The 12,708-nt window shown below is 43.0% G+C and carries 13 protein-coding genes; 9 read left to right on the forward strand and 4 right to left on the reverse strand.

Annotated elements, in window-relative coordinates; all coding sequences use genetic code 11:
- The first annotated feature begins 22 nt into the window (after positions 1–22).
- Positions 23–1,540, forward strand: coding sequence for a glutamate--tRNA ligase (gltX, locus tag A5868_RS18275; RefSeq protein WP_176281413.1), 1,518 nt, complete (start codon positions 23–25; stop codon positions 1,538–1,540).
- Positions 1,541–1,759: 219 nt separating this feature from the next.
- Positions 1,760–2,017 carry a hypothetical protein gene (locus A5868_RS18280; RefSeq protein ID WP_086306384.1) on the forward strand — a complete coding sequence of 86 codons (258 nt, stop codon included), beginning with the start codon at positions 1,760–1,762 and terminating at the stop codon, positions 2,015–2,017.
- Positions 2,018–2,063: 46 nt separating this feature from the next.
- On the opposite strand, the gene A5868_RS18285 is transcribed toward A5868_RS18280, so the two are convergent.
- Both A5868_RS18285 and A5868_RS18290 read right to left on the reverse strand, forming a co-directional pair.
- Positions 2,064–2,795: an MIP/aquaporin family protein gene (locus A5868_RS18285; RefSeq protein WP_010779544.1), complete on the reverse strand. Its 732-nt coding sequence runs from the start codon at positions 2,793–2,795 to the stop codon at positions 2,064–2,066.
- Between the two features lie 212 nt (positions 2,796–3,007).
- On the reverse strand, positions 3,008–4,018 hold the full coding sequence (locus A5868_RS18290) for an alcohol dehydrogenase catalytic domain-containing protein (RefSeq protein ID WP_010779545.1): 1,011 nt from the start codon (positions 4,016–4,018) through the stop codon (positions 3,008–3,010).
- 325 nt (positions 4,019–4,343) lie between these two features.
- Between A5868_RS18290 and A5868_RS18295 the strand changes: the two genes are divergently transcribed.
- The 7 genes from A5868_RS18295 (at position 4,344) to A5868_RS18325 (ending at position 10,817) form a co-directional block, all read left to right on the forward strand.
- On the forward strand, positions 4,344–4,985 hold the full coding sequence (locus A5868_RS18295) for a DUF1054 domain-containing protein (protein WP_086306385.1): 642 nt from the start codon (positions 4,344–4,346) through the stop codon (positions 4,983–4,985).
- A gap of 289 nt (positions 4,986–5,274) precedes the next feature.
- Positions 5,275–6,744 (forward strand): BglG family transcription antiterminator, encoded by a 1,470-nt coding sequence (locus tag A5868_RS18300; RefSeq protein WP_010779547.1) that lies wholly within the window; start codon positions 5,275–5,277, stop codon positions 6,742–6,744.
- A 1-nt stretch (position 6,745) separates the two neighbouring features.
- Positions 6,746–7,240: a PTS sugar transporter subunit IIA gene (locus A5868_RS18305; RefSeq protein ID WP_086306386.1), complete on the forward strand. Its 495-nt coding sequence runs from the start codon at positions 6,746–6,748 to the stop codon at positions 7,238–7,240.
- 21 nt (positions 7,241–7,261) lie between these two features.
- Positions 7,262–7,576 carry a PTS fructose transporter subunit IIB gene (locus A5868_RS18310; protein ID WP_010779549.1) on the forward strand — a complete coding sequence of 105 codons (315 nt, stop codon included), beginning with the start codon at positions 7,262–7,264 and terminating at the stop codon, positions 7,574–7,576.
- 176 nt (positions 7,577–7,752) lie between these two features.
- A complete protein-coding gene (locus A5868_RS18315; protein ID WP_010779550.1) occupies positions 7,753–8,838 on the forward strand; it encodes a PTS fructose transporter subunit IIC in 1,086 nt (361 codons plus the stop codon).
- Between the two features lie 204 nt (positions 8,839–9,042).
- Positions 9,043–9,894: a class II fructose-bisphosphate aldolase gene (locus A5868_RS18320; RefSeq protein WP_086306387.1), complete on the forward strand. Its 852-nt coding sequence runs from the start codon at positions 9,043–9,045 to the stop codon at positions 9,892–9,894.
- A 23-nt stretch (positions 9,895–9,917) separates the two neighbouring features.
- Positions 9,918–10,817 (forward strand): ketose-bisphosphate aldolase, encoded by a 900-nt coding sequence (locus A5868_RS18325; RefSeq protein WP_086306388.1) that lies wholly within the window; start codon positions 9,918–9,920, stop codon positions 10,815–10,817.
- Positions 10,818–10,863: 46 nt separating this feature from the next.
- Here the strand turns inward: A5868_RS18325 and A5868_RS18330 are convergent, their stop codons facing one another.
- Together A5868_RS18330 and A5868_RS18335 are read right to left on the reverse strand one after the other, a co-directional pair.
- The gene (locus A5868_RS18330) at positions 10,864–12,024 is read right to left on the reverse strand and encodes a macrolide family glycosyltransferase (protein ID WP_086306389.1); all 1,161 of its coding nucleotides are present in this window, start codon (positions 12,022–12,024) and stop codon (positions 10,864–10,866) included.
- A 104-nt stretch (positions 12,025–12,128) separates the two neighbouring features.
- Positions 12,129–12,671: a biotin transporter BioY gene (locus A5868_RS18335; protein ID WP_086306390.1), complete on the reverse strand. Its 543-nt coding sequence runs from the start codon at positions 12,669–12,671 to the stop codon at positions 12,129–12,131.
- Positions 12,672–12,708: the final 37 nt, after the last annotated feature.

Consider the following 12,708-nt stretch of genomic DNA (forward strand, 5'->3'; position numbering starts at 1 on the left):
TTGGACTTTTAAACTGGAGGGAATGTCATTGAAAAAAGAAAAAGTAGAAGTTACCGGCGATGTACGCGTTCGATACGCACCAAGTCCGACAGGTTTCCTGCATTTAGGAAATGCGCAGTCTGCGTTATTCAACTACCTGTTTGCCAAGCATTATAACGGAACCTGGGTCTTACGCATCGAAGATACTGACTTGAAGCGAAATGTGGAACACGGAGAAGACAGTCAGATGGAAAACCTTCATTGGTTGGGCATCGATTGGGATGAAGGTCCTGACAAGCCCAATACTGAATTCGCTCCGTATCATCAAACGGAACGAGTCGATATATACCGCAAATATGTTCAACAATTGCTAGATGCAGGTCTGGCCTATAAGGATTACGCGACTGAAGAGGAATTGAAAGAATTGCATGATCAGCAAGTGGCCGCTAAAATCGCGCCGCATTATGATGGCCGCTGGTATGGTGCAACAAAAGAACAAATCCAACAAGCGGAAGCAGAAGGACGCAGCTACACGATCCGTCTTCATTTGCCAAGCGATCACATTTACGAGTGGAAGGACATGATCAAAGGCCCAGTCGCATTTAATTCAGACAATATAGGCGGGGATTTCATTATCGAAAAGAGCAATGGCATGGCGACCTATAATTTCGCGGTAGTGATCGACGACTACTTAATGAAAATCAGCCATGTGCTGCGCGGCGACGACCACATCGCAAACACACCTAAACAATTAGCGGTATACGAAGCACTCGGGCTGGAACCTCCTGTTTTCGGTCATATCACGTTGATCTACAGTTTGGACACGAAGAAAAAATTGAGTAAGCGAGACAAGGACACACTGCAATTTATCAGTCAGTATCGGAAATACGGGTATTTGAGTGAAGCAGTGCTAAACTTTATCGCTTTTCTAGGCTGGTCGCCAGTGGGAGAAAAAGAATTGTTTACCCGTGAGGAATTGATCGAAGCCTATGATGTCAATCGGATGTCCGCTTCGCCAGCTTACTTTGATCAAAAGAAACTCGATTGGACAAATGGCGAATACATCAAAAAGCTCTCTGTCGATGAATTAACGGAACGAATCGTCTCGTTAGTCGAGGATGCTGAAACAGAAGTTGCAGAACAATTAAAGGCACTCGGTATCGAAAAGGATCTCGACTTTATTAAAAAAATAGTCGACATCTATCATACAGAAGCGAAAACCTTGATGACCTTCATGGAGAAAATTCTGTTTATCAAAACGGTGGAGCAAGTGACCTTTACGTATGCCGATTTGGCGGATTTTGACAAGGAAGGCATCAAGCAAATACTGACCGTTCTGTCGACAGAGCTAGAAAAAGAATCGGGTGCAATCGATTATTCAGCGATCGTAGCGACTATTCAAAAAGAAACCCAACAAAAAGGCCGGAACTTATATATGCCATTGAACGTTATCTTCACCGATAGCAAATCCGCGCCGCAAATCACGGATATTCTGTCGGTGATGCCAAAAGAAACGGTTCAACAGTTAATCGATAATGCCATGACCTACCTGAATGACTAATGATGAGAACTACAGCCTGGAATCGAGGCTGTAGTTTTTTTGTATAAATTTGGCGCAAGGGCTGTCAATCGAAGAAACGGCTGAAAAAACGATGTTTCCGGTGGCGTTTGTAAAGGAACTAATTTAATAGAAACAACGGATAGGGGTCTGGATCAGACCTCTATTTGCGATGCTTCCGCAATGCGCGTAGAATAAACGTCATAAGAGGAGGTCATTCCAATGCATGAACATGAGATTGTCCCGCCTATCCAACCCGCGGATGTTATTGACGATGGGAACACGATGCAGCAAGTTGCTCAAGCTTTTCTAAGAGAAGATCAGCAAGAAAACATCGAGATCAAAAAAGGGAAGAATGATCAAGAGGTCTTCGTTGTGATCGCTGATCCGGCACCTGTGACATTTGAACTGGAAAACGATCTAGCAATGAAAGAAAAACGAAAAATCAAAGGTGCCTTTGTTGAAATACGCGAGGACTGATGATTAAAATAAAAAAAATGCCGCAAAATCTGCGACATTTTTTTTATTACATGAATAAGCCTTTATATAAAGCGATGGCTGCGATGGACGCAACGATCGGTGCTAAAACGGGTACCCAAGAGTAGCCCCATTGTGAATCGCCTTTGTGTTTCAATGGTAAGATGGCGTGCATGATACGTGGCCCTAAATCACGAGCAGGGTTCAAACCAGGTCCAGTTGGTCCGCCAAAAGAGGCAACCAATGTCCATACTAAGAAACCTAATGCCAAGTGAGCGGTTCCCAGATTATTCTGGAAGAAAGGCGCTTTGGTAATTCCAAGCGCACCGAAGAATAAAATGAATGACCCGAAGAACTCGTTTACGAAACCATTGAATTTTGATCCGACACTATTGATCGTTGAGAAGGTTCCTAGCACATGTAGTTTATCTTCTGTTTGATCGTAATAAGGTTTGTAGCTGGCTACTACGACTAGTTGTCCGACCATTGCGCCAAGAATTTGAACGACGATGTAAGGAAGAACTTCGGCCCAAGGGAACATGCCGCTAACAGCTAAACCAATCGTAAACGCTGGGTTGATGTGATTACCGCTGATCCCGCCGAAAATCATCGCAGGAATCATAACCCCACACCCGTAACCTACTGCAATCAACATCCAGTCACTTCCGTAACCTTTCGTACCTCTCAAATCTACATTGGCAACTGCACCGTTTCCAAGCATTACTAATAAAGCAGTCCCCAAGAACTCAGCTGCTAACCGAGTAGTCAGTGAATAATCCATAAAAACCTCCTAAAATTTCTGAAATGAAAATGTAAATGAAAATTCCATTTTATATCTTAATCCCATTCTATGTAATTAGCAAATGTTAAACCCATAAAAACAAGAAATTCCTGTGATAATTGACAACATTTGTTATCAAAGGGGCAGATAGGGCGTTTTTATCAAAAAAGTTTTTTTGCAAACAAAAAAATCTTGCTCCATTGAACAAGATTTCATTCGTTGACCAATACTAAATGTCGAAAGTTTGGATTGTTCTCAATCAATTTATGGGCACCATAAAAATTCTTGTCTGAGAAACCATTTAATTGTGCCGTCAAAATGGATTTTAATTGATTCTTTCCCCATAGATAGACTAAAAGCTCCATGATCTTCCGTGAATAATCGATGCCTTCTGCGGTTTCAAAGGAAGATTCCAAAAACTCATCGCAATAAAAATGCAGGAAATCAGGATCAACGTCCTTCCGTTTTTTCTTAACAAAATGCAACAGTAAAACGGTGGCAGTCTCTTTAAACTCTGCCAAATGATCAAAACTTTTTTCTTTTTCTGTATCTAGATTGATGACATAATCCACCGGTGTCATTTCCGCCTGATCCAGTTCCTTTTCTAAATGAGTGGACTGGGAAAACACGACATCCGCCCCCATATTCTTGATCCAAATCTCAGAGTTGTTCTTGTTGATCGTGGCGGCAACCTTCAATCCAGCCCATTTTGCTAGCTGAATGATCGTCGCGCCCAACCCGTCAGACGTATTCAAAATCAACAAATTCCCTTGATTTTTTCCAGGCTGCGGCTTTAGCTTCAACTGCTTGAACAACACCTCGAAGGCCAAGAAGAAGCTATAGGAAAATGCAGCAGCTTCATCGGTAGGAAAGGTGTCCGGCAGCTTCACGACCGAATGGACATCTGCGATCTGAAAGTTGCTATAGCTGCCATATTTTCCGACTTTATTTATATATAAAACGCGGTCCCCGACATTCAACCGGGGATTGTTACTGCCGAATCGAGTGATGATCCCCACCCCTCCGCAACCAAGAATATACGGCTTTTTGGCACCTTTGATGTTTTGACGTATCTGAGTATCCAAGGTACTGATCGAGATGGCGGAAATTTTTATCATGACATCATTTTCCCGCAATTTTGGGAGCATGATTTTATATTGTTCAAATTTTTTATCTTCTTTTAAACGAAATTTTTTCTCGAACCCAATTGCATCTGAAATCATTCGTTTTACCCTCCTCAGAAATGACTTTCTGAAACCTTGATAAATAAAATGGCTACTTATAATATACTTGATTTAACAAAGAGAGGGAAATAATTTCTTTAAAATAGCAAAATAACTAAAGCGGTTTATTAAATTTTAGTCCGTTTTTTGTCAAATGAGGAAGCAAAAGAACCTTTACTGAAAGAATGTACCTTTTTTTCAATAGAAAAATGCAAATGAAAGGTATAAGCAGATCAAGAGATGGTAAAATCAGGATAGTGTCTTATCACCTGTGAATCATTCGCCTTTTTGGGAAAAGGCAGCAGTTGAAGCAAGGAGGAGTAACATGTTCACCGAAAATAGTTTTGCTGTATTTGATGTCGATGGGCTGGAGGAACGGATGGCAGCGATCCGTCAAGAAATCCAACCGGTTTTTCAACAATTAGATGAAGTTTTTCAACAAGTGTTAGAGCCGCTGCTTGGAGAAGAATTGTTTATCCACATTGCACAGCATCGTCGCCGTACCGCGAATCCGCCTGAAAATACGTGGTCTGCGTTGAGTCGTCAAAAGCGCGGCTATAAGATGGAGCCGCATTTTCAGTTGGGGATTTGGCCGGAGTATGTCTTTATGTGGCTATCGTGCATCGATCAGCCAAAAAATGAGCAAGCCATCGCGGACACGCTGCTAGAGCATTTGGATCGTTTCGCTCAGTTATCCCCAGACTTCGTTCTGTCTGGCGATCACACGAAAGAAAAAGTGGAAGAGTTATCACCAGAAAGCACAGAAAGGCTGTTGAAAAGATTCCGTGATGTAAAAAAAGGGGAATTTCAAGTGGGGCGGATCATCAAAAGAGAAGATCCTTTGTGGAAAAATCCGGAGGCGGCCCAAAAATTTATGGTAGAGACTTATGAACAGTTGGTACCCATCTATCAATTCGCTAGTGCAGCGAGTTGTGCACAGGTGGAAAAAGAACCCTCTCTTCCCTAAAAAGGAAAACCATCGCTTCGTAAAAAAATAATTGATGAAGAGAAACAGCGATTTTTTCGCTGTTTTTTTTACCTTAATCGCACAGTAAGATAGAGAAAGGAGAATTGGTCATTACGAAGCAGTTTTTAAACAGGACAAAAAGAAACAGGGATTTTGAAAGGGGGTTATTTTCACAACTTATTTATGTCGGTTATTGAAAGCGTTTTATAAAAATGTCCATCTTAGTGGACACAAGAAAAAATGTACGCAGGAGAAAAAGAGCTATATTAATGACAAGGAGGTTGACAACATGCAGCTAAGCAAACGTGAAACGCAATTGATCGAACTGTTTATCAAACATGGGATGACACTCACCGCTCAAGAGTTAGCTGGATTTGCCAATGTTTCCACCAAAACGATTTACCGAACAATCAAAAAAATCAATGAAGCTTCTGATGTTGGAGAGCTGATCTCCGCCGAGGTCGGCAAGGGGTTTCGCTTAGATTATGACAATTATTTAAAAGAAAGTGTACAAAAACGAGGTGTAGATACCGTTCGTGGACCGCTGGAACGAAGGAACACGATTCTGTTGACCTTGTTATTCAAATCACCGAAGAAAGTGTTGATCCAAGACCTGTTTGATGAATATTATGTCAGCACCACTGTGATAAACAATGATTTGGTACGGATGACAGAATTTCTAATGGATCACCAGCTAGCACTGATTCGTAAAGGACAGCGGCTGTCGATCGAAGGGACGGAGAAACAGATCCGTAAGGCAGTCAACCATTTGATCAGTGCGAATCGTGTGTGGGAGGAGGACTTTTCCACACAGCAGGAAAAGATCAGCTCCTATGACATCAACTTTATCACGTCCTTATTGGAATATATTGAACGGAAATTACAGAATGGGATCGCGTATCCCTATAACAGCAATATCTTTTCCCACATTTATATTTTGATCAAGCGGGTACGGGAAGGGGAGATTCATGCGGATACGTGTGGGGAACTTCTCGATCCTGACGAAGAGGAATTGATCACACGCTACGATTCGTTGTATCAGCTTTCACGGATGGTGATCACGAAGCTGAATCATTACTTGAATCTTGTTTTGCCAGAAAGCGAAACGTTTTACCTTTTCCAATACTTGATCTCCTCTCGAATGGAGAAGGAGCCGATCAAATTAAACCGAAAATCCAAAGAGGCGCTGGCGATCACTGAATTCTTTGCGACAGAGATGAGCTGCTTGATGGGGATGAAGGTGGATCAGCAGCCGAATCGGCAGGATCTGTATGAACATATTGATCCCTTATTGTACCGATTAAAAAATGAGATCATTGTCAAAAATGATCTCCTGGGAGATATCAAGCTGGAATACCCCGAGATTTTCCAACAGGTCGAGCAAGTGAGTCGATCCGCGGAGGAAAAGTACCAGTTAAATGAGATTTCGGAAGATGAAATTGGTTTTTTAACTTTGTATTTTGTGAAATATAAAGAAATGATCCATTCAAAAAAACGAGTATTGATCATGTGCAGCAGCGGCGTAGGAACGTCCGAATTGCTGAAGGTGAAGGTCCGCAAGGCGTTCCCCGAATTAGAGATCGTGGACGTATTGTCGGCACGAAAATTTTCCAAAGCCCCAGAAAAATATCAAAACATTGATTTGATTTTAACGACGGTCAATTTAACGATCGAGCGGATGATTCCGACGATATTAGTAAATTCCGTATTTACCAAACAAGATGAAAAACGAGTGAAAGAGATGTTAGGAGAGATGTGAGATGACAGCAGAGAAAACGATGGATGATTTCAGTATCGGAGATGTTATTACCGAAGAATTGATTCAGTTAGAAATGAAAGCGAAAACAAAAAAGGAGGCGATTCAGGAGCTGACCCGTTTACTGATGGCAAATGGGGACATCGAAGACGAAGAAGATTTCATGGCCGACGTGTTCGAACGTGAGGCGGAGGGCATGACGGGGATCGGCAATAGTATTGCGATTCCTCATGGAAAATCCGACAGTGTCATCAAAACCTCATTGGTGGTCGGCAAAGCTGCGACCCCGATCGAATGGGAGTCATTGGATGAAGAACCTGTTCGTGTGATCATCTTGTTTGCGGTCAAAAACACGGACGCCAATACGATGCACATCAAGCTGTTGCAAAAAGTGGCGATGCTGTTGGCAGACGAGGATTTCATCGAGAACATGGTCAATGCGCAAACCAAGGAAGAAATGCTGGAGTTGTTATCAAAAGACCCAATGGAAGAAGACTAAAAAGAAACGGAGGAACAACGAATGAAAATAGTAGGAATCGCCGCATGTACGTCAGGGATCGCCCACACGTACATCGCCAAACAAAAATTGGAAAAAGCAGCTAAAGCACTTGGGCACACGGTTCATATTGAAACACAAGGAACGATCGGGACCGAAGACGAATTAACGATGGAGGAAATCAACGCAGCGGACGTCGTTATCATCGCAGCAGATATCAAGGTCGGCGGAAAAGACCGCTTCGAAGGAAAGCCCATCGTAGAAATCCCTACCAGCATGGTGATCAAAGCACCAAAAGGACTGATCAACAAGATCGAAGAAGAAATCGTAAAAGCGTAAGGAAATGAATAAGGATGTCAGTTCCACTTTTCGCAGTTCGTTTCGTTGAGAAAATCAAAACTAAGCAATAGTGAAATCTTATGTAAAAATCTAGTGGAATGATATACGGCTTGAAAATAAGACTAATTTTTCCCTGGAAAAATTAATTCTTTAATATGAAAAAGGAGATGAATTAAATGTTTAAGCAGCTTCAATTGAAAAAACATGCGCTGACGGCAATCTCGTACATGTTGCCAGTTGTTGTTACGGCAGGGTTGTTGATCGCAATCGGGAATCTGACAGGTGGAGGTGTCATTGAAAATTACAAGGCGGCCTATTCCGTTCCAGATGCACTTGTCTCACTGGGTGTGTTGGGCATGGGGCTATTGGCACCAGTGATCGCAGCAGCGATTGCCTATTCAATTGCTGACCGTCCGGGTATCGGACCTGGGTTATTTATGGGGCTGATCGCAAATGCTATTGGCGCCGGGTTCTTAGGCGGGATGTTGGGTGGTTACTTGGTTGGTTTCTTCGTTTTGTTTCTAGTGAAAAATTTGAAGGTTCCAAAATGGGCGCAAGGCTTGATGCCGATGATGATCGTACCGCTATTATCTACGTTGATCATAGGATTATTGATGTTTTTTGTCATCGGTGTGCCGATCGTTTGGGCAACAGAAGCATTGACGGACTTCTTAAACGGACTGCAAGGCTCTGGTAACTTCTTGTTCGGTTCGATTGTTGGCGGAATGGCGGCCTTCGACTTTGGCGGCCCGGTCAATAAAGTGGCTTCTCTGTTTGCTGATGGGCTGTTGTTGGAAGGCGTACAAGGGCCAGAAGCGGTGAAAGTGTTGGCATCGATGGTACCGCCATTTGGTGTCACGATCTCTTGGGTATTATCAAAAATTCTCCGCAAACGTAAATATTCCGTTGAAGAGGAAGACAACATCAAAATCGCCTTTCCAATGGGGCTTTGTATGATCACAGAAGGCGTGATCCCGATTGCGGCAGTTGATCCATTACGGGTGATCTTCTCTTGTACAGTCGGTGCAGCGATCGGTGGCGGACTGAGTATGTCATGGGGCGTGGGTTCCCCAGTACCATCTGGCGGCGTCTTTATTATTCCGGCGATGACGGACCCGTTGAAATTTACGTTGGCTTTACTGATCGGTTCGGCGATCACGGGCATCCTGTTGTTTGCCTTGAAGAAAGCACCTGTTGAAAATGATATCAAGGATGATGAAGAAGAGGAAGAAGTCGATTTTTCTTCGATCAAGATTTCGTAGGAAGGCTGTCAGTTCCACTTTTCCCAGTTGCCAGTTCTACTTCTTGCTTTAGCAAGAGTTAGTAGAATGGTATGCGTACGAGAATCAATCTTAACTTGCGAGTTAGCTTAATAACGATAAGTAAGGAAGGATATACGGCTTGAAAATCGAACTAATTTTTCAGAGAAAAATTAATTCTTTAGTATGAAAAAGGAGATTTGTCACATGTATGTTTCGATGAGAGAAATGATGGAAAAAGCCAATCGTGAGAAATATGCCGTGATGGCGATCAATTGCTTCAACCTGGAAACGGCTAAGGCGGTGATTGAGGCGGCTGAAGAAATGCGATCGCCGATCATTGTCGATCTGCTGCAGGATCATTTGAAGGAACACCTTGATATTCGTTATTTGACCCAGCCGATTATCCGAATGGCAAACAATGCCAAAGTCGAAGTGGCGATCAATCTGGATCACGGACAGGACGTCGCCTTCGTGAAGCAGTGTCTGCATGAAGGGTTTTCCAGTGTCATGATGGATGCGTCGATGTATCCATTAGAAGAAAATATTCGTATCACAAAAGCGATGGTTGAGCTGGCGCAAGTATACAATGCCAGTGTGGAAGCCGAAGTTGGCGACATGGGTGCCGTAGCAGGGGATCATTTTACCAATGATGAGATGTACACCGATCCGGATGACGCGATTCGTTTTATCAAGGAGACAGGCGTGGATTGCTTGGCACTGTCTTATGGCTCGAGCCATGGCAATTATCCAGAAGGGTATGTCCCGAATTTTCGGTTTGATATCGTAGAAAAAATCAAAGCAGCGACGAACCTGCCGTTGGTATTACACGGCGGCTCGGGTGCTGGAGAGAAAAACATCCTTCGTTCGATCGAATTAGGGATCAATAAAATCAATGTCGGGTCCGACTTCATGAAGGCGCAAAAAGCCGAAGTCCAAAAGCAATTAGCAGAAAATCCCGAGGTGGATTATCCCACGCTGATTCATCAAACGATGGCAGCAGGAAAAGAAGTAGTCAAACGGTACATCGAACTTTCGGGTTCTAAAAATAAATCATAAGATGAGAATGGAGATCAGGTCAAATGTTAATCAATATGAAGCAAATGCTAGAAATCGCAAAGGAAAATAAATTCGCAGTAGGAGCTTTCAACGTCGCAGACAGTAATTTTTTACGAGTAGTGATCGAAGCTGCCGAAGAAAATGATGCACCCGCGATCATTGCGGTCCATCCAACAGAGCTGGATTTTACAAAGGATGAATTTTTCCAATATGCGGTTTCTCGGGCAAAAAATAGTTCTGTGCCTTTTGTTATCCACATGGATCACGGGGACAACTTAGCCAGCATCATGCGCGCTGTCCACTGTGGATTCAGCTCTGTCATGATCGATGGGTCCTTGCTGCCATTTGAAGAAAATATCGCGGTTACGAAAGAAGTCGTGGAGGTTTGTCATAAGATCGGGGTCTCCGTCGAAGGAGAATTAGGAACGATCGGCAATACTGGAACGTCTGTTGAAGGCGGGGTTTCAGAAGTCATCTATACGAAACCAGAAGATGCCGAAGAATTCATCGAGAAAACAGGGATCGATACATTGGCCGTGGCGATCGGAACAGCACACGGCATCTATCCAAAAAACATCAAACCTGAATTGAAGATGGATGTGCTAGAAGAGATCAAAGCTAGAGTCGATATTCCGTTGGTCTTACACGGGGGATCAGCGAATCCGGATGAGGAAATCGCTAAAGCCGTTCAAATTGGGATTCAAAAAGTCAATATCTCTTCCGATTACAAATATGCCTTCTATAAAAAATGTCGCGAGATCCTATCCACGACAGAATTATGGGACCCAAATGCAATTTATCCAGAATGTATCGACGCAGCCAAGGCAGTTGTCAAACAAAAAATGGAGCTGTTCAACTCCATTGGACAAGCAGCCGTTTTTCGTAAAGAAAATGTTCAGCCTTGGAGACAAGAGCAAAATTAGACCGAAGCAACCCGCAGTCTTTCTTGATGAAGGACTGCGGGTTGTTTTAGTTTAGATAGTTCTCAATCGCATCCACCGCTTTTTTATAACCGCCGGCATCAAGGAAAGATTCTTTGATCTTTTTCAGATTGTTTAAATAGTCAGGTTCTGTTTGAACTTTTTCAACGGCGGCTTTTAATTCTGCGCTATCCACCTGTTGATACTCCAATCGGATGCCTGCATTTAGTTCTGCTATGCGGTCTGCGAGTGCGGGTTGGTCTGCCCCCATTGGCAGAGACACGAAAGGCACTTCGTGTAAAATTAAATCATTCATGCTGTTCAAGCCGTTATGAGTGATGGCGACGTCGGCATATTTCAACACTTCATTTTGCGGAATATAATCTTGTACGATGAAGTTGTCTGGGATCGTCAACGTTTCTAAACCTACTTGATGCGCCGCCATAACAACAAGATACTCCGAGTTGCCAAAGGCCGTGAACACTTTTTGATAAAGGTCTTTGGCATAGTCTCCAAAAATAGTACCAAAGGAAACATACAACACATTCTTAGCCGAGCGGACGCGTTCGATCGGAAAGTCTTTTGTGTCTTCTAATCGTTGGTAACTATCTGCACCGACGAATACATACTGTTCATTAAAGAAAGAGCGTTCGCTTTCGGGCAAGAAATAATCGGAGGTGAAGACGATGTTCAAAGGTTCGACATTAAAAATCAAATCGAAAAATCGAGGGGGCATCGTAATGGAAAGTGTCTGCTCGATTTTTTTGGCTTCTGCTAGATACGCGTCGTTCATGGATTTGAATTTTCCGGCTAAAGGGGTGGTATAGTCAGGTGTCGCAAATTGCTTCATTCCCATATAAACGGCGAGCATCGAGACGGCTGGCAGCATCAGATATTCGGCAATTTGTTTGCTGAAGGGCATTGCGATGGAATGGATGACAGCATCAAAGGAATCGTCTTGGATTTGTTCCAGAATATCTTGAACAATAGCTAATCCATGATCCAACAAGACATCAAAGCCATTTTTAAAAATATTTAAATCATACGTATATGGGCGGTAATCAGCACCGGCTGCTTCAATTTTTTCGCGGAATTCTTCACTTGAGAAGTAGACAACGTCGATGCCTCGATCGCTGAGTTCTTTTACTAAACCTAAGGAGGGATTTACGTGTCCATGTGTTGTCACATTCAAAAATAATACTTTTGTCATTGTTTTCGCTTCTTTCACAACTTTATTAAGGGTACCTTACGAAACGATATAATACGGTACCCTGATTAAAAAGTCAAGAAAAAAAGTTTCCGAAAAACGGAAACTTAACGGTACATCAAATGGGTAAAGGAGAGGCGCTTGCCTAGCAAGACACCTAAATAGCCAGCCGCAAGTGCTTTGATCACTCCGGGTAAGATAAAAGGGATCATTCCCGCTGAAAATGCAGCGTTCCAAGGTAAGCTGCCGCTGAATTTCAGCCACAATGAACCGAAAATCAACGTGATGAAGGCACCGACGATATTGGCAAAAATGGACCAGAAATAATTAAATCGCGTCTTTTCAATGATCAGCCCTGTAACGTAGGCTTGAAAAAGAAATCCGATCAAAAAACCGCCGGTTGGTCCGAAGTAACTGGCGATCCCGGCTGCACCGCCAGCCAGCACAGGCAATCCGATCATGCCCATCAACAGATAGATGGCTACGGAGATCGTTCCCGTTTTTTTTCCTAGGATGGTCACGACAAATCCGACAGCAAAGGTTTGCAGGGTTAGCGGAATTGGTCCAAGAGGGATGGTAAATTGGGCTAAAATACTGATGACTGCGGCAAATAGGCCGGCTAAAACAAGTTCTCGACTGCTTAATTTCAATAGACTCACTCTTTTCGTTAACTTATATTTTTGTTTT

Source organism: Enterococcus sp. 12F9_DIV0723, assembly GCF_002174375.1.
In the GTDB taxonomy this organism is placed as follows: Bacteria; Bacillota; Bacilli; order Lactobacillales; family Enterococcaceae; genus Enterococcus_A; species Enterococcus_A gilvus.